The sequence below is a fragment of the Candidatus Pseudomonas auctus genome, from assembly GCF_048654275.1.
Taxonomy (GTDB): Bacteria; Pseudomonadota; Gammaproteobacteria; order Pseudomonadales; family Pseudomonadaceae; genus Aquipseudomonas; species Aquipseudomonas pharyngis.
In genome coordinates, this window is the sequence record NZ_JBJYZK010000001.1 from 277,866 (window position 1) to 295,471 (window position 17,606).

16 protein-coding genes are annotated in these 17,606 nt (G+C 60.8%); 6 read left to right on the forward strand and 10 right to left on the reverse strand.

Features of this window, described 5'->3' with window-relative positions:
• Positions 1-53: 53 nt before the first annotated feature.
• The gene (locus ACKUG4_RS01290) at positions 54-986 is read right to left on the reverse strand and encodes an AraC family transcriptional regulator (RefSeq protein ID WP_085646416.1); all 933 of its coding nucleotides are present in this window, start codon (positions 984-986) and stop codon (positions 54-56) included.
• A 227-nt stretch (positions 987-1,213) separates the two neighbouring features.
• On the opposite strand from ACKUG4_RS01290, the gene ACKUG4_RS01295 reads away from it, so the two are divergent.
• Entirely contained in the window at positions 1,214-2,422 is a 1,209-nt protein-coding gene (locus ACKUG4_RS01295) for an MFS transporter (RefSeq protein ID WP_445433220.1), read from the forward strand.
• 188 nt (positions 2,423-2,610) lie between these two features.
• On the opposite strand, the gene ACKUG4_RS01300 is transcribed toward ACKUG4_RS01295, so the two are convergent.
• The 4 genes from ACKUG4_RS01300 to ACKUG4_RS01315 all read right to left on the reverse strand — a co-directional run bounded on the left by ACKUG4_RS01300 (position 2,611) and on the right by ACKUG4_RS01315 (position 6,557).
• A complete protein-coding gene (locus ACKUG4_RS01300; protein WP_445433470.1) occupies positions 2,611-3,609 on the reverse strand; it encodes an NADP-dependent oxidoreductase in 999 nt (332 codons plus the stop codon).
• Between the two features lie 67 nt (positions 3,610-3,676).
• A complete protein-coding gene (locus tag ACKUG4_RS01305; RefSeq protein WP_445433221.1) occupies positions 3,677-4,546 on the reverse strand; it encodes an alpha/beta fold hydrolase in 870 nt (289 codons plus the stop codon).
• A gap of 82 nt (positions 4,547-4,628) precedes the next feature.
• Complete coding sequence (locus ACKUG4_RS01310; protein ID WP_445433222.1) at positions 4,629-5,417, reverse strand: SDR family NAD(P)-dependent oxidoreductase; 789 nt, start codon at positions 5,415-5,417, stop codon at positions 4,629-4,631.
• A 39-nt stretch (positions 5,418-5,456) separates the two neighbouring features.
• On the reverse strand, positions 5,457-6,557 hold the full coding sequence (locus ACKUG4_RS01315) for an alkene reductase (protein WP_445433223.1): 1,101 nt from the start codon (positions 6,555-6,557) through the stop codon (positions 5,457-5,459).
• 148 nt (positions 6,558-6,705) lie between these two features.
• Between ACKUG4_RS01315 and ACKUG4_RS01320 the strand changes: the two genes are divergently transcribed.
• Both ACKUG4_RS01320 and ACKUG4_RS01325 read left to right on the forward strand, forming a co-directional pair.
• The gene (locus ACKUG4_RS01320; protein WP_445433471.1) at positions 6,706-7,302 is read left to right on the forward strand and encodes a TetR/AcrR family transcriptional regulator; all 597 of its coding nucleotides are present in this window, start codon (positions 6,706-6,708) and stop codon (positions 7,300-7,302) included.
• Positions 7,303-7,425: 123 nt separating this feature from the next.
• Positions 7,426-8,046 (forward strand): TetR/AcrR family transcriptional regulator, encoded by a 621-nt coding sequence (locus tag ACKUG4_RS01325; protein WP_236190443.1) that lies wholly within the window; start codon positions 7,426-7,428, stop codon positions 8,044-8,046.
• 25 nt (positions 8,047-8,071) lie between these two features.
• Here ACKUG4_RS01325 and ACKUG4_RS01330 read toward each other — a convergent pair whose 3' ends face one another.
• Positions 8,072-9,532, reverse strand: a complete 1,461-nt coding sequence (locus ACKUG4_RS01330; protein ID WP_445433224.1) for an efflux transporter outer membrane subunit — start codon at positions 9,530-9,532, stop codon at positions 8,072-8,074.
• Positions 9,533-9,722: 190 nt separating this feature from the next.
• Here ACKUG4_RS01330 and ACKUG4_RS01335 point away from each other — a divergent pair, with 190 nt between their 5' ends.
• Together ACKUG4_RS01335 and ACKUG4_RS01340 are read left to right on the forward strand one after the other, a co-directional pair.
• On the forward strand, positions 9,723-10,832 hold the full coding sequence (locus ACKUG4_RS01335) for an efflux RND transporter periplasmic adaptor subunit (protein WP_445433225.1): 1,110 nt from the start codon (positions 9,723-9,725) through the stop codon (positions 10,830-10,832).
• Entirely contained in the window at positions 10,829-13,918 is a 3,090-nt protein-coding gene (locus tag ACKUG4_RS01340) for an efflux RND transporter permease subunit (protein WP_445433226.1), read from the forward strand. The genes ACKUG4_RS01335 and ACKUG4_RS01340 overlap by 4 nt, the downstream gene beginning before the upstream one ends.
• Before the next feature lie 85 nt (positions 13,919-14,003).
• On the opposite strand, the gene ACKUG4_RS01345 is transcribed toward ACKUG4_RS01340, so the two are convergent.
• Positions 14,004-14,786 (reverse strand): SDR family oxidoreductase, encoded by a 783-nt coding sequence (locus tag ACKUG4_RS01345; protein ID WP_445433227.1) that lies wholly within the window; start codon positions 14,784-14,786, stop codon positions 14,004-14,006.
• On the reverse strand, positions 14,783-15,109 hold the full coding sequence (locus tag ACKUG4_RS01350; protein WP_445433228.1) for a nuclear transport factor 2 family protein: 327 nt from the start codon (positions 15,107-15,109) through the stop codon (positions 14,783-14,785). Before ACKUG4_RS01350 ends, ACKUG4_RS01345 begins: the two co-directional genes overlap by 4 nt.
• Positions 15,110-15,211: 102 nt before the next feature.
• Here ACKUG4_RS01350 and ACKUG4_RS01355 point away from each other — a divergent pair, with 102 nt between their 5' ends.
• Positions 15,212-16,141: a LysR family transcriptional regulator gene (locus ACKUG4_RS01355; protein ID WP_445433229.1), complete on the forward strand. Its 930-nt coding sequence runs from the start codon at positions 15,212-15,214 to the stop codon at positions 16,139-16,141.
• Positions 16,142-16,267: 126 nt separating this feature from the next.
• Here ACKUG4_RS01355 and ACKUG4_RS01360 read toward each other — a convergent pair whose 3' ends face one another.
• A complete protein-coding gene (locus tag ACKUG4_RS01360) occupies positions 16,268-17,269 on the reverse strand; it encodes an NAD(P)H-quinone oxidoreductase (protein ID WP_085667139.1) in 1,002 nt (333 codons plus the stop codon).
• Complete coding sequence (locus tag ACKUG4_RS01365) at positions 17,270-17,602, reverse strand: carboxymuconolactone decarboxylase family protein (RefSeq protein ID WP_445433230.1); 333 nt, start codon at positions 17,600-17,602, stop codon at positions 17,270-17,272. It lies immediately after the preceding gene.
• Between the last annotated feature and the right edge of the window lie 4 nt (positions 17,603-17,606).

Genomic DNA, 17,606 nt, shown 5'->3' on the forward strand with positions numbered 1-17,606 from the left:
ACGTGCATTGTTATAAGCAGTGACACGCAGCGAGGCGCATCACCGGTTTTCGTTCAATTCGCGACTGTGCCGAGCGCTTCTGCCTCGTAGGGCTGTCCGCGTAAAAGGGCCATGTCGCGGCTCGGTGCGGTACCGAACAGGCGGCCGTATTCGCGGCTGAATTGCGAAGGGCTTTCATAGCCGACCGCAAACGCCGCCCGCGACACGTCCAGGCGCTCGACCAGCATCAGCCGCCGGGCTTCGTTGAGCCGCAGCCATTTCTGGTACTGCAGCGGACTCATGCCGGTGAGCTGGCGGAAATGATGGTGAAAGGTCGGCGCGCTCATCTGCACTCGCGCGGCCAGATCGTCGATGCGCAGGGCATCGGTGTAGTTGACCTTCAGCCAGTCAATGGCCTTGGCGATGCGATAACCCTGACCGTCGACGGCAGTGATCTGCCGCAGCCGTGGGCCTTGGTCGGTATGGAGCAGCCGATAGTGGATTTCTCGCAGGATCAGCGGCGCCAGGACCGGGATCGCCTCGGGTTCATCGAGCAACGCCAGCAAGCGATCGAGCGCGTCCTCCAAGGCTGACGACAGGCTGCCGATCGCAGCGCCCGTACCCGTTGATGGCTGGCGTTTCGCGGGCAAGCCGCTCTTGGTGATGACCTCGGCAAGCATGCTGACATCCAGCTTCAGCACGAAGCCGACACAGGGCCGCTCGGGACTGGCGAGCATCACTTCGGAGTTCGCGGGCAGATCCAGCGACGTGACCAGAAACCGCGACGGGTCATAGCTGTAGCCCTCACCACCGACCCACAAGCGCTTTTCGCCGCGGCCCACGAGAATCAGGCTGGGTTCGATCATGCACACCACGGGGGGCGCCGGCTGGTCGCGACGAAACAGCGACAGCCCGGGTATCGACGTGGCGAAGTCACCCGGTGCGTTCACACGCGGGTCGATGTGCCGTGCCAAAGGTGATTCCTGGGGCAGAGGGGTCGGGATCATGTGGGCTCACTCCTTTGACTGAACTCTAATGCGCGCGCGAGACGTTTCCTATCCGTCACCCTGCATCCCCAGAGGATCAGGCAAGCATTCAAGAGGAATGCACTAGGGAAGCACCGGATTGACCGGGAGAATGTGTCTATCTGTTACAGGGGCAGTGCCCGGACGGGCGACAAACTGCTTGCCCCTGCGCATCACCCCCTACGTTTTTCGCATCACAGGTAGTTTCCATGACGTTTCCTTCTACAGATCCTTCTAAAAGAACAGGCGGCTGGAGCGCCGTGCTGGCGATGTCGCTGGCCGCATTCGCTCTGGTCGCTTCCGAGTTCATGCCCGTCAGCCTGCTGACGCCGATTGCGGCAGACCTGCACATCACCGAAGGTCAGGCCGGGCAGGGGATTTCCGTGTCCGGTGCTTTCGCACTGATCACCAGTCTGTTGATTGCCTCGGTCGCCGCTCGCATCGAACGCAAGCAGCTTCTGCTGGGCCTGACCTTGCTGATGATCGTCTCCGGAACGGTCGTCGCGCTCGCCCCGGGCTACCCGTCATTCATGTTTGGACGTGCGCTGATCGGGATTGCGATCGGTGGTTTCTGGTCGTTGTCGGCGGCGACTGCCATGCGCCTGGTGAAGCCTGAACAGGTTTCCCGCGCGCTGGCCATCGTCAATGGCGGCAACGCTTTGGCCACGGTCATCGCCGCTCCGGCGGGGAGCTTTCTGGGCTCGTTGATCGGCTGGCGCGGCGCATTCTTCTGTGTGGTTCCGGTCGCGGTGCTTGCCGCCGTGTGGCTGCTGATCAGCCTTCCGTCTTTCAAGGCCGAGCGCCAGGTCGGTAGCGGCAACGTTCTGCGGCTGATGAAGCAATTGCCAGTGGCCTTGGGCATGGTCGCCGTCAGCGTCTTTTTCATGGGCCAGTTCATGCTGTTCACCTACCTGCGACCATTTCTTGAGGGCGTGACGGGCGTCAGTGTCTCAACCTTGTCGTTCATGCTGCTGGGGCTGGGACTGGCCGGTTTTATCGGCACCTTTCTGATCGAACGGTTTATGGGGCGCGGCCTCTATCGCACGCTGACCGCCATTCCACTGATCATGGCGGTGATCGCGCTGGCGTTGGTCAGCTTCGGCAAATCGCCGGTGCTGACCGCTGTGTTGCTCGGACTCTGGGGGCTGGTCGCCACGGCCGCGCCGGTTGGCTGGTGGACGTGGCTGGCGCAGACGCTCCCGGATGATGCTGAAGCGGGAGGCGGCTTGCTGGTAGCCATCGTCCAACTGGCGATCGCCGGCGGCGCAATCATTGGCGGTCTGGCCTTTGATTTGAGCGGCTACAAAGCCACCTTCGAGCTTAGCGCCGCTGTCCTGGTCGCCGCTTCCGTGCTGGCCTGGCTGGCCGGGCGCAATGCCTCGGAAGTTCATCTTGTCGAGCCGAACGCGACAGCCTGACGAGATCACCTGCAACCTTCCTTATGGCTCAAGCATCAAACTGCGCCAAACGATAACGGGCGGTTGAACCTGCACATCATCCGGTTGAAGCACTTGCTGCTCCTCTGGCGAAATCAATTCGGCTGATGGCCGCTCCAGCAGTAAAAGCTGTGCAGTGTCTACGTTCGATTCAGGAACAGGCGGCGTGGTCATTTGAGCGCAACTACGACCTTGCCCTTGGCGCGTCCCTGCTCAACGTACTTCAATGCTTCAGCCGTTGATTCAAAGGGGAAGGAACGATCAACCACAGGTTTGATGATTCCGTCCTCAACGAGCGCAGTGATGCGTTGCAGTTGAGCGCCATTGGCCCGCATGAACACAAACGCATAGCTGACGTCCTGCTTGCGCGCTTTGCGACGAATGCCAAGGCTCAGCAGGCGCATGACTTGCTGCAATGGCCAGGATAACCCTTGCTCCCGCGCGAACTGCACAGTGGGTGGGCCCGAGATGGAAATGAGTTGGCCGCCGGGCTTGAGGACCTTGAGTGACTTCTCCAGCACGTCGGCGCCGAGGCTGTTAAGCACCACGTCGTAGTCTTGCAGCACTTTTTCGAAGTCCTGCTGTGTGTAGTCGATCACCAGATCGGCCCCCAGCGCCTTGACCCATTCGACATTGGCGGTGCTGGTGGTTGTGGCGACAAACGCACCGAGGTGTTTGGCAAGCTGAATGGCAATGGTGCCGACGCCGCCTGAGCCTGCGTGAATCAGCACTTTCTGGCCCTTTTGCAGCCGGGCGGTTTCAACCAGTACTTGCCAGGCAGTCAGTGCAACAAGGGGCAAGGACGCGGCTTGTACCATGTCGGTATTGGCAGGTTTCAGGGCCACGGCGTTTTCGTTCACGGCGATCAATTGGGCGAACGTCCCGATCCGCGCTTCGGGCGGGCGAGCATATACCGCGTCTCCCGGTTTGAAGCGTGTCACCTTCGAACCGACTTCAACCACGACCCCCGCCAGGTCATTGCCCAGGATCAACGGAAAGGCGTAGGGCAGGATCAGCTTGAACTCGCCTTTGCTGATCTTCGAATCCAGCACGTTGACACTGCTCGCATGGACCTCGATCAAGACGTCGTGGGCACCGACTGCGGGGGCGGGCGCTTCGCCAATGCGTCCGGGGTTCTTGCCATAGCCATCAATCAGAAATGCTTTCATCGTGGTGCGGCTCTTGCTGGTTGTACGGAGGGTAGTCGGTGGGTTGCGGTGTTGCTGCGTGACGTGATCAAGCATCGAGAAACGCCTGCGCCTTGGCCACAAAGTCGGCGTGATGCTGGAAAATCCCGCCGTGCCCGGCATCCTCATAAATCACCAACTGTGCGTCGGGGATAAGCCTGGCCAGTTCAAACGAGTTAACGCTGGGCACCATGATGTCGTTGTCGCCGTTGACGACCAGCGTCGGTGTGCGCAAGCGCCCAAGCGCTTGCCGCGGTTGTCTGCCCCACGCCGTGATGGCTTTCAATTGCCGCAGGAAGGCGCGTGGCGTCGGGCCCTTGTCGCGATTGTTCTTGCGTGCCTTGAGGCGCCTTAAATACTGCGAGGCAGATCGTCGCCCATTGGCCGACGAGGTGAAGAAAAGGTAGAACTTGGGATCGCGCAGGGTCAGCAAGCCTTTGAGGATCAATGGCCATGACACTGTGCCGACCTTGTCGATGCCGGTGCCGCCCGCCGGTCCAGTACCGGTCAGAATCAACCGGCGTACCAAGTCAGGCGCCTTGAGGGCAATGTCCTGAGCGACGAAACCTCCGAGGGAAAATCCGAGCACATCCACGGTTTTCAGCCCCAGCGCCCTGATCAGCTGGATGGCATCGTCGGCCATTTCACCCACCGTCAGTGGCGCGGTTCCACCCGAGTTGCCGATGCCGCGATAGTCGGTGGTGATGACGCGTCTGGTTTGCGCCAGGCCATCGATGATCGCGGGGTCGAAGTTGTCCAGCACCGCGCCCCAATGATTGAACAGCACGAGGGGCACGCCGGTTGTGGGCCCGGTGTCGCGGTAGGCGAAGGAAATGCCGTTGACCGTGATCGACTGGTTCGCCGCGTCGATGAATGACGTCGGCGAACCCGGGCGGGAATTTGTCTGTATTGAACTCATTGTCACTCCGGCAAGCCAGCAGGATTCGATGCAATGCTCTGTGCCTGCATCGAATCTGCCGCGAATGCTCGCTAGCAAAAAATCACTGTGGCGTCTGGTAGCGTTGGGCGACCTCAGACTGGCGGATTTGCCCCAGCAGGCCCTGGCGTGCGCCCTGCAGGTCATCCCAGCGCTCGGCTTCGTGCAGCGGCGGGATGGTCACAGGTTCGCGACGATCAAAACCGACCAGTGCGGCATCCACCAGATCACCCACTTCCATGATTTCGCTCAGGGTGTTGATGTCGACGCCGGAGCGATCCCAGATTTCCGTGCGAGTGGCGGCGGGCAGCACAGCTTGCACATAGACACCTTGCGGCGACAGTTCCAGGCTCAGTCCCTTGGACAGGAACAGCACGAAGGCCTTGGTCGCACCGTAGACGCTCATGCCGAACTCCGGCGCCAGGCCTACCACCGAACCGATGTTGATGATTGCGCCGTCGCCGGCCTTGGCCAGGCGTGGGGCGATGGCGCTGGCGAGCCGCACCAGCGCCGTGGTGTTCAGGGCAACCAGCTGCGCAACGCTGTCGGTGCTTTGGTCGACAAAGTGGCCGGACAGCGCAGCGCCGGCGTTGTTGACGAGGATGCCGATACGGGCGTCGTCGCGCAGGCGGCTTTCAACGGTGGTCAGATCACCGAGTTGGGTCAGGTCTGCCGGGATGACATCGACGGCGACGTCGTGCTCGCTGCGCAAGCGCGCTGCCAGTGTGTCCAGGCGAGCCTGATCGCGGGCGACCAGTACCAGATCGTGACCACGTTTGGCGAAGCGTTCGGCATAGACGGCGCCAATGCCGGTGGAGGCGCCGGTGATGAGAACAGTAGGGCGAATGCTCATGGGGTATCTCTCTTTCAGAAGGTGAGAAACAGAACGCGCTCAGCTTGCGCTGACGCTCGATTCAGCGAGAGTCGGATAGTCGATGTAGCCCGCCGCGCCGCCGCCGTAGAGGGTGGCGGGATTGAACGCGGACAGCGGCGCGCCCTGCTTGAGGCGCTCCACCAGATCCGGGTTGCCAATGAACGGGCGACCGAAGGCGATCAGGTCGGCCTGGTCTTCGGCGAGCCGCGCGTTCGCCAGGTCCAGGTCATAGCCGTTGTTGGCGATATAGGTGTTTTTGAAGCGTTGGCGCAGGGCGCCAAAATCGAAAGGCGCCACGTCGCGCGGACCGCCGGTCGCGCCTTCGACCACGTGCAGATAAACCACACCGAGGGCGTCGAGTTGCTCGACGACGTAATTGAATTGCGCCTGCGGATCGCTGCTGGCCACGCCGTTGGCCGGCGACACTGGAGACAGGCGCACACCGGTGCGATCCGCGCCGATCTCATTGATGACGGCCGCCGTCACTTCGAGCAACAGACGCGCACGATTTTCAATCGAGCCGCCGTAAGCGTCGGTGCGCAGATTGGCGTTGTCCTTGAGAAACTGATCCAGCAAATAGCCGTTTGCACCGTGAATCTCCACGCCATCGAACCCGGCAGCGACCGCGTTGGCCGCGGCCTGGCGGAAATCGGAGACGATCCCCGGCAGTTCGTCGAGTTCCAGCGCGCGGGGTTCCGAGACGTCTTCAAAGCGGTTGTTGACGAACACTTTGGTAGCGGCACGCAGCGCAGAAGGAGCCACCGGTGCTGCGCCGTTTTCTTGCAAGTCAACGTGCGACACGCGGCCGACATGCCACAGCTGCAGGAAGATTTTTCCGCCTTTGGCGTGGACGGCATCGGTGACTGTGCGCCAACCGTCTATCTGCGCCTGCGTGTAGATCCCGGGGGTGTCCTGATAACCCTGACCCTGTCGGGAAATCTGCGTCGCTTCGCTGATCAGCAAACCGGCGCTGGCGCGCTGGCTGTAATAGACAGCCGCAAATTCGCTGGGGACAAAGCCCTGGCCTGCGCGGTTGCGTGTCAGCGGTGCGAGAACGACGCGGTTCGACAGCGTGAGACTGCCCAGGGTGTAAGGGGTGAACAGAGTCTGTTTGGTCATCTGATGAATCTTCCGTGCCCGTGAATGGAGATCGGTGGGTGTGAAATTAGGATGATGATCGAAATCTAAACTGTCAACGGTTTTGATTATGGGCGACATCTATGTATCATCGGAGGCAGGAATTCCCGCTAAACACGAGGTATTGCACGTGAGAGTGACCAAGGCCCAGGCGCAGGCCAATCGAGAACACATCGTTGAGACGGCCTCAGAGCTGTTCCGTGAGCGTGGCTTTGACGGCGTCGGTGTGGCGGATCTCATGGCGGCTGCCGGTTTCACCCATGGAGGCTTCTACAAGCATTTCGGGTCGAAGGCCGACCTGATGGCCGAAGCTTCGGCCTGCAGTCTCGGCAAATCGTTGACAGGTGCCCAGGCGCTCGATGTCCCCGGTTTCATCAACGTCTATGTGAACAGAGAACATCGCGACGGACGCGGCAGCGGTTGCACCATGGCCGCACTGTGTGGCGACGCGGCACGTCAATCGGACGATGTGAAAGCCACGTTTGCCGAAGGCATTGAACGCACCCTGCAAACTTTGGGGGAAAAATATCCGACAGGGCCGGATGCTGGGGAGGGCGAGGGGAGAAAGAAAATGATCGACCTGCTGTCGCGTGCGCTCGGTGCAATCATCCTGTCACGCGCCTGTCCGGATGATTCCGCGTTGGCGGATGAAATCCTTGAGGTTTGCCGCGCCGAGATGCTTGCTTCGTTGCCGGTGTTGCCGGTCGATGAAGTGGAAACGCCGTAGAAGGGCCGATCCGCCCTGTTCGACGGCTTGAACGTCAGCCCGTTTCACACAGCCGTTTTTCGTGAATATGTACTCTATTGGTCACGATTTGTAAGACCTCGACAGGCTGAGTAAGCTACGCCCATGAATCAGCCATCGATATCTTCGCCCGGCCCACGTGGCCCAGTCGATCACGACATTCGTGATCAGATTGTCGCGGCAGCCAATGAACACTTCAGCCAATACGGCTATGGCAAAACCACGGTTTCCGATCTGGCCAGGGCCATCGGTTTTTCCAAGGCGTACATCTATAAATTCTTTGATTCCAAGCAGGCGATCGGCGAAGCGATCTGCTCAAATTGTCTGGGGCAAATGGTTGCAGCGGTCGAACAGGCTGTTAACGCAGAGGGGATTTCGCCGACCGAGCGTTTCCGCCGGCTGGTGAAGACCGTGATTGCCACGGGTGTGGACCTGTTCTTCAATGATCGCAAGCTTTACGACATCGCGGCATTCTCCGCAGCGGAGCGTTGGCCAAGTGCTCAGGTGTATGAGGAGCAGATCAAGCGCTTTATCTTCGACATCGTGCGTGAAGGGCGAGAGCTCGGAGAGTTCGAGCGCAAGACTCCGCTGGACGAGACCGTCGAGGCGATTCATCTGGCCCTGCGTCCCTTCGTCAACCCGTTGTTGCTGCAGCACAATCTCGATTTTATCGAGGTAGCGCCCACGCTGACCTCCAACCTCATTCTGCGTAGCCTGATGCCCTGACCTGAAAGCGATCTGGTGGTGCTGCTCAGCGTGCCGCTACAGGTTGTGATTCAGTGGGTTGCCAGCCCCCGCCCAGCGACTTGAATACCGCCACCGCCGCACGGGCCGATTCCGTCCGCGCCTGCGCTCTGGCGTCGGAGGCCTGCAGCAATGTTTCGTCGGCGTGCAGGACATCGATCAGGCTGGCTGTGCCTTTTTCATAGGCGGTGAACGAGGACTGGCGAGCTTGAGTCAGCGCCGCTTCGCCGCCGGTCAGGGTGGTGGTCTGGGTTCGCCGATGCACCAGTGAAGACAGCGCGTTCTCTACATCTTCGGTGGCACGCAGTACCGACTGGCGATAGGCCGCCAATGCTTCAGATTCCTGACCTTTGGCCTGATCGATCCGGGCGTTGATGCGTCCGAAGTCAAATAGCCGCCAGCGCAAACCCAGCACACCGGCCGACTGGCTTGCGCCGCCGGTGAAAAGATTGCCGCCGGATACGGCTGTCGCGCTGCCGAGCAAGGCGCTGAGTGAAAATTTCGGGTAGTACTCGGCAATCGCTTCACCGATACGCGCGTTGGAGGCCGCGAGGCGGCGTTCAGCCACGATCAGGTCCGGTCTGCGCCGCAGCAGATCTGCCGGTGTACCCAGCGCAGTCAGCGACGGCACATCGGGAATTTCGCCCTCACGTGCCAGTTGCGTGCGGTGAGTGCCGGGAGGCGTGCCGAGCAGCACGTCCATCGCATTCATGGCTGCCTCCAGACCGCTTTGCAGTACCGGAACGGTCGCCTCGACTTGCGACAACTCACCCTCGGCCTGGCGCACCTGATACTCCGCGGCCAGACCCTTGCCGTAAAGTAACCGGACCTTTTCCAGCAACGCGCGCCGGGTATCGACCTGCCGGTTGGCGATGTCCAGCCGCGCCTGCAATCCGCGCAGAGTGATGTAGATATCGGCCGTTTGCGCAGCGATCGCCAACCTCGTCGCCGTGACACCCGCTGCTGAGGCCTGATACTCAGCCAGTGCCGCCTCACGCCCGCGGCGCAGTCCGCCAAAGACATCGACTTCCCAGCCCGCCTCGAGATTGGCCTCGTAGGCATTGCCGTAACGGTCATAGCCAGGTGTTGAATTCAACACCTGGCCCAGTGGCGTCTCGACGGACTGATAAGCGCGTGCCGCCTGTGCGCTGATGTTCGCCGAGGGCAGCAGTGCTGCATTTGCGGCGCCCAGGCCGGCCTTGGCCTGGGTGACGCGCGCCGAAGCCTGTGCCAGATCCAGATTCTGCTGCAAGGCCTGGTCGATGAGGTCGGTCAGCAGCGGATCATTGAAGCTTTCCCACCAGGCGGCAAGGCTGTCCGGTGTCGATCCGGATCGCGGTTCGACAGCGGACTGCCCCAGGTAATGATCTGAAAGCGGGGCGTCTGGACGATGGTAATCCGGACCCACCGCACAACCTGCCATGAGGCTGGCGGTAACCAAAAGAGCAATCGGGCGCAGGGGAGGCATCGGCGTTCCTTAACGAGATTTTCGTGACCATATTACGTAATGGTCACAACGTGTCAATTAAGGCTTGAAAAGGCAATCACGGCATTAATGATAAAAGTGGAGCGTCGAATACCTCATGGAAAGTGACTGTTGACGACATTGGTCACAAGGATGAGAATATGATGGTCATCCTATTTCAGTAAGTGAACCTATGCGCCGGCTTCGAATTTCCCCTATTGCCGCATGCCTGTTGCCACTCGCCCTGGCGGCGTGCGGTGATTCCTCATCCGTTGCAGACCCGCGCACACAGGCGCCTCTGGTCAGGTTCACCGCCGTTCAGGCTGCGGTTGACGGTTCCCGCACCTTCACGGGGGTGGTGACGGCGCGCATTCAGGGCGATCTGGGGTTTCGCGTTTCGGGCAAGGTGCTTGAGCGTCTGGTTGACACGGGGCAGAGTGTCAAACGCGGTCAGCCGCTGATGCGGCTCGACCCCATCGACTTGGGGCTGCAGGCACGCGCGCAGCAGGAGTCGGTCATCGCCGCACGGGCCCGCGCCAGGCAGACAGCCGATGACGAAGCCCGCTATCGCACTCTGGTCAGCGCCGGCGCCATTTCCGCATCGGCCTACGATCAGATCAAAGCCGCCGCAGATACCGCCAAGGCCCAACTCAGCGCCGCTGAAGCGCAAGCGGACGTAGCTCGCAACGCTTCCGGTTATGCGGTGCTGGTTGCCGATGCCGACGGCGTTGTGGTGGAAACACTCGCCGAACCCGGACAAGTCGTCAGCCCTGGACAACCGGTGGTTCGACTGGCGCGGGCAGGGCAGCGCGAGGCCATCGTGCACTTGCCCGAGACCTTGCGCCCCGCAGCAGGATCCACCGCGCAAGCCACGCTCTATGGCGACGCCTCGGGTGCTGTTACCGCGAAACTGAGGTTGCTTTCCGATTCGGCAGATCGCACGACGCGTACGTTCGAGGCGCGCTACGTACTGGAAGGCGCGCTGGCCAATGCGCCGATAGGTTCGACAGTCACCCTCAGAATCGCCGAGGGTTCGACACCTGCCGCATCCTTGCAAGTGCCTGTTGCCGCGCTTTACGACGCGGGTCAGGGTCCTGGTGTGTGGATCATCGCCGGCACCCCGCCAACCGTGACCTGGCGAGCGGTTCAGGTATTGGGGTTGAGCGACGATTCGGCACGAGTCGCTGGCGATCTCCGGGTCGGCGAACAGATTGTGGCGCTGGGCGCTCACCTGTTACGCGAAGGTGAAGCAGTAAGAATGCCCGTGCCTGATGCGGCGACCGTTGCCGGGAGTCGTCCATGAGCGAGGGCCGATTCAACCTTTCTGCCATCGCCGTTCGCGAGCGTTCGATCACGGTCTTTCTGATTTTCCTGATCGCCGTTGCCGGCACCCTGGCGTTCTTCCAGCTGGGGCGTGCCGAAGATCCTCCGTTTACGGTCAAGCAGTTGACCGTCATCACGGCGTGGCCGGGGGCGACCGCACAGGAGATGCAGGATCAGGTCGCGGAGCCACTGGAAAAACGCCTGCAAGAACTCAAATGGTACGACCGCTCGGAAACCTATACGCGGCCAGGGCTCGCTTTCACGATGGTCTCGTTGCTCGATAGCACGCCGCCCTCGCAAGTGCAGGAAGAGTTCTATCAGGCGCGTAAAAAACTCGACGATGAAGCGATCAAGTTGCCGGCGGGCGTCATCGGGCCGATGGTCAACGACGAGTATTCGGACGTGACCTTTGCGCTGTTCGCCCTGAAAGCCAAGGGCGAGCCGCAGCGTCTGCTGGTCCGCGATGCGGAGTCCATGCGCCAGCGCCTGTTGCATGTGCCGGGGGTGAAGAAGGTCAACATCATCGGCGAACAAGCCGAACGAATATTTGTTTCCTTTTCGCATGACCGGTTGGCGACCCTGGGCTTGTCACCGCAGGACATCTTCGCCGCGCTGAACAGTCAGAACGCACTGACCCCGGCCGGATCAATCGACACCAGCGGGCCACAGGTTTTTCTACGTCTCGATGGTGCGTTCGACAAGCTGCAAAAAATCCGCGACACCCCTGTGATCGTGCAGGGGCGGACACTCAAGTTGTCTGATGTGGCGACGGTCGAACGCGGTTACGAAGATCCGGCCACCTTTCTGGTGCGCAATAACGGCGAAGAGGCGCTGTTGCTCGGTGTGGTGATGCGCGAGGGCTGGAACGGCCTTGATCTGGGCAAGGCGCTGGATGCCGAGACCGTCAGGATCAATGAGGAAACGCCCTTGGGCATGAGCCTCTCCAAGGTCACCGACCAGGCGGTGAATATCGACTCCGCCGTTGGCGAGTTCATGGTCAAGTTCTTTGTCGCGCTGCTGGTGGTCATGCTCGTCTGCTTTCTCAGCATGGGCTGGCGTGTCGGCGTGGTGGTCGCCGCTGCGGTGCCGTTGACCCTGGCGATCGTGTTTGTGGTGATGGCGGCCACCGGCAAAAACTTTGACCGTATCACCCTGGGGTCGTTGATTCTGGCGCTCGGGCTGCTGGTCGATGACGCGATCATTGCCATTGAAATGATGGTGGTGAAAATGGAGGAGGGCTACGATCGCATCAAGGCGTCTGCCTATGCCTGGAGCCACACGGCGGCGCCGATGCTGTCCGGAACCCTGGTGACGGCGATCGGTTTTTTGCCCAACGGTTTCGCTCAGTCCACCGCCGGCGAATACACCAGCAACATGTTCTGGATTGTGGGCATCGCTCTCATCGCTTCGTGGGTCGTGGCGGTGGCGTTTACTCCTTATCTGGGCGTGAAACTGTTGCCGGACATCAAGGCAGTCGAGGGTGGACATGCGGCGATCTACAACACGCCGCGATACAACCGCTTCCGCCGGGTTCTGACCCGGGTCATTGCGCGCAAATGGCTGGTCGCGGGCATGGTTATTACGCTGTTCTTCGTGGCGGCGGCAGGCATGGGCCTGGTGAAGAAACAGTTCTTCCCGACCTCTGACCGTCCCGAAGTCATGATCGAGGTGCAAATGCCCTACGGCACCTCCATCGAGCAGACCAGCGCCACGGCCGCCAAGGTCGAAGCCTGGCTGCGCCAGCAGGATGAGGCGAAAATCGTCACGGCCTATATCGGTCAGGGGGCGCCGCGTTTCTTCCTGGCGATGGCGCCGGAACTGCCCGATCCGTCGTTCGCCAAGATCGTGGTGCTGACCGACAGTCAGGAAGCACGGGAAACCCTCAAGTTGCGTTTTCGTGACGCGGTCGCTCAAGGGCTCGCCCCGGAGGCGCGTCTCAGGGCAACGCAAATCGTGTTTGGTCCTTACTCTCCGTTTCCGGTGGCCTACCGGGTGATGGGGCCTGATCCGGCCAAGTTGCGGGTGATCGCCGAGCAGGTGCGGGGCGTGATGCAGGACAGCCCGATGATGAGAACCGTGAACACTGATTGGGGGCCGCTGACGCCGTCGTTGCATTTCAATTTGGATCAGGACCGTCTGCAGGCTGTGGGGCTGACATCGACTGCGGTTGCACAGCAGTTGCAGTTCCTGCTCAGCGGAGTACCGATCACGGCGGTGCGTGAGGATATTCGTTCAGTGCAGGTCATGGGGCGGGCAGCGGGCGATATCCGGCTCGATCCACAGCAAATCGAAGGCTTCACCCTGGTCGGTGCGTCGGGGCAGCGGGTCCCGTTGTCGCAGATAGGCGAGGTCGATGTGCGCATGGAGGATCCGATCCTGCGCCGGCGTGATCGCACCCCGACCATCACCGTGCGCGGCGACATTGCCGAAGACTTGCAGCCACCGGACGTTTCCAGTGCGCTGCTGAAGCAACTGCAGCCGATCATCGAGAAACTGCCTTCCGGTTACCGGATCGAGCAGGCGGGTGCGATCGAAGAGTCCGGCAAGGCCGGCAAGGCGATCCTGCCGTTGTTGCCGATCATGATCGCCATGACCCTGGTCATCATCATTGTGCAGGTCCGTTCGATCTCGGCGATGATCATGGTGTTCCTGACCTCGCCGTTGGGCTTGATTGGCGTGGTGCCGACACTGCTGATCTTCAATCAGCCGTTTGGCATCAATGCGTTGGTCGGGTTGATTGCACTGTCGGGGATCCTGATGCGCAATACGCTGATTCTGATCGGTCAGATTCATCACAACGCGCAAGAAGGGCTGGATCCGTTTCACGCTGTCGTCGAAGCCACGGTGCAACGTGCGCGACCGGTGCTGTTGACGGCCCTGGCGGCGATCCTGGCGTTCATTCCCCTGACACACTCGGTGTTCTGGGGGACGCTGGCCTATACCCTGATTGGCGGCACACTCGTCGGCACCGTCATGACGCTGGTGTTCCTGCCCGCGATGTACTCGATCTGGTTCAAGATCGGTCCCGACGCCAGGGCGCCGACTGCAACAGTCAAACCGGTGTAGCGATTGGCGCCGGGAACATTCCGAGAGACACAGGGAGGCGGCAAGTCCCGAGAGCTCGCCGCCGTTCCTTGATTGCGGTTATCGATTACAGGGTTGAGATCGTACCGCCGTCGATACGGTGTTCGGAACCAGAGATCGATGCAGCCCGGGAGGATGCAAGGAAGACGATCAAGTCCGCAACCTCTTGGGGCTTGGCCGGCCTTCCCAGCGGGATTCCGCCTATCGATTCCATGACAATTCGTTTGCCGCCTTCGTAATCGGTTCCCGCTTGTTCAGCCAACCGCTCGGCAAACCTTACGGACGCCTCGGTCTCAATCCACCCCGGCGCGACACTCAGCACACGAACGCCCTTGGGCATTACTTCTTTTGCAAGAGACTTGCTGTAAGTGGTGAGAGCAGCCTTGGCGGCGGCGTAGGCGGTGGTGGACTCATACAGAGGCATCATGCGCTGGATCGAGCTCACATGGATGATGACGCCTGAGCCTTGGGCCAGCATGGATGGCAGTAATGCGCGGTCCAGGCGTACGGCAGGCATCAGATTCAGATTCAGTTCTGCCAGCCATTGCTCGTCACTGATGGCGGCAAAACCACCACCCGGCGTGTTTGACCCTCCGAGCACGTTGATCACGATGTCGACACCACCCCACATCTCGAGGACCGTCTGTGCGAGGTGAGCAACGCCTGTTGCGGTGGTCAGATCTGCACCGATATAGGTGACACCCTCCATCGGTGGTACTGACACGTCGCGCGCCGAGGTCGCCACCCTTGCGCCTGCCTTCACGAGAGTCTGAACGACTGCAGCGCCAAGGCCCATAGTGCCGCCGGTGACCACGGTGCGCAGGCCATCGAGTTGAAGGTCGAAGTTCATGCTGTTACCTCCAGCGATGCGATCAGGCCGCCTTCAAGACGAAAGCGGTACGACAGAACGGTCGGGCTGCCGGGGAAGTTGCCGCTAACCTTGGCGCGGACGAGTTGCGATCCGTCCTCTCGCTCAATGGTCAGGGGAACGGTGGTAGCGCTGTACTTGCGCGATGCCTCGGCCATGAGGCCCTTGATGGCATTGATACCCGCGTAGGTATGACCGAAGTCCGTCATGACGGCTTGCGCCGTGAAGCAATGCGCCAGTGCTTCGGGGTTATGTTCAGCCGCGAAGTAAGCGGCGATTGGTTCGGGCAGGGTCAAGACAGGCATGTTGTCGGCTCCATGGGGTCGGTGAAAGCCCTAGGATGCGTACCGGACAGAATTAATTGAATCGCCTAGAATCAGCATTGGTCATGTAGAGAACAATGCATAATGCGCGGATCCGAATTTGCTGAGCTAAAAGCCTTCGTGGCGATCGTCGAGCGCCAGAGCTTCGCTCGCGCGGCAGAGCATCTGGGGCTCTCACCCTCCGCACTCAGCCAGACCATTCGGCATCTCGAAGCTCGCCTTGGCGCACGTCTGCTCAATCGCACCACTCGCAGCGTTGCTCCCACGGCGAGTGGTGAGCTGCTTTACAGCCGTATCGCCCCCTTGTTTCAAGAGATGGCTGTTGCAGTCGCCGAAGCCAGTGAGGCAACAGGGCAGATAAGCGGCACGCTGCGTATCAATACGCCAGGGATCGCCGCCAGAACCCTCATTGCGCCTCGCCTGGCACGCTTCCATCAGGCCCACCCTGATGTGCTGCTCGACATTGTGGTGGACGACGCGCTGGCCGATATCGTGCGCGGCCGATTTGACGCGGGCATCCGTGTAGGTGGTCGGCTTGAGAACGATATGGTGGCCGTGCGCCTCACCCCGGACCTGGATATGGTCGCTGTGGCATCTCCGGACTACCTCGCACGTCGTGGCACGCCCCGGTCACCTGCCGAGTTGCAGGATCACGCTTGCATCAACTGGCGGTTGCAGATGGACGGCAGACCCTATCGCTGGGAGTTCCAGGAGCAAGGGCAGCCAATGGAGGTGGCGGTCGATGGCCCCGTCGTCACCAATCATCCCGACATCGGTATTGCTGCAGCCGTGCAGGGGCTCGGCATTGCGTACCATTTCAAGAGAGAAGGCGTGGGTGAGCTCCTGGCCGATGGGCGGTTGGTCCAGGTTCTCGCTGACTGGTCGATCTCGCGCCCAGGGCTGTTCCTCTATTACCCGAACAGACAGTATCGACCAGCCGCCCTGAGTGCGTTCATCGACTGTCTATTGGATCGCAACTCGTTTGATCGGCCCTGTGCCGAAAATCATCGGTGATAGGCGCCAGGTAATGGGATCGAGCATCTCAAACCGCGGCGGTAGCTTTGCAAAGAGTGTTCCCCACACCCGTTGAAGGTGCCCACGAAAGGCACCTTTTTCAGTTCCATCCCAATCTGGCCAGACTCAAAGCAAGTCTTCAGGCTGCATCGTCAAAATGATTTTCCCGACGTTCTCGGAAGACTCCATTCGTCGGTGAGCATCGGCAGCCCGTGATAACGCAAAGGTGCTATCGACGACAGGCTCAAGGCTTCCGGCCCCCTCAAAGCGATCAAGCCAGTGCTCGCGGAAGCGCTTGATCATGTCGTGCTTCTCCGGCTGCGTACGCGACTTCATCACCGTGCCGATGATTTGCAAATGGCGGTAAAGAATGTCCTCCAGCGCTACGGTCACGTTGCCGCCTGCGCCGAGGATGCCCACTTGAACCAGGCGACCGCCCTTTGCAAGGGACGCGATGTTGCGTGCGAAGTAGGGCGCCCCGATAAAGTCGATGATGACATCGACGCCGCGCCCCTGGGTTTTGGCAGCGATTACGTCAGCGAAATCCTGCGTCTTGTAGTCGATCGCCACGTCAGCGCCCAAATGCTCGACACGCGCCAACTTGCTGCCGTCGGTCGTCGCATACACCGTGGCACCCGTGGCGTAAGCCAGCTGCACCGCGGCAGACCCGACGCCGCCGGCGGCCGCATGAATCAACACTGAATCGCCGGCCTTGAGCCGAGCCAGATGCATCATCGCTTCATGGGCCGTGACGAAGACCTCGGGAATGGCTGCCGCGTGTACATAGTCAAGCTGCGCCGGGATGTGCATGGCCATGCGGTAATCGATGCGTGCCAGTTCGGCGTAGGCACCGCCACCGACCACGCCCATGATTCGATCTCCTGCTTCGAACCCCGTCACCGCGCTACCTTTCCCGATCACTTCGCCGGCGATTTCCAGACCGATGATCATTGAGTCGCCGAAATTCGGACGGCCGTACCCACCAGTCCGGTGAGTCAGATCCGCACGATTCACCCCGGCGGCATAGACACGTACCAGAAGGTCGTCAGGACGGACTTCAGGGCTGGCAACTTCTACGAGTTCGAGGACGTCTGGCGCACCAAACGCTCTGATGTCGATGGCTTTCATTCAGTTGTTCTCCTTTGCGCTGAACGTTGCGTTAGCGATCGCCGATGCGGTGATCGCGCCGGGGAAACCCACGTAAAAAGCCAGGTGGGTGATCGCTGCCGCCATTTCGTCCTGGGTCACACCGTTGGCAGCCGCCCGGCGTAAGTGAGCAGGCAACTCTTGCGAATGACCACCGGCAATCAACGCCGCCACGGTGATCAGGCTACGGTCGCGCGGGGACAGCGCCGGATCGCTCCAGATGAGTGGATAAAGCGTTGAGTCGACGAATTGCGACAGCTTTGGAGTGAACGCGCGCGCTGCTTCGCGAGGACTGCTGAAATTGATCCTGGACATGGGC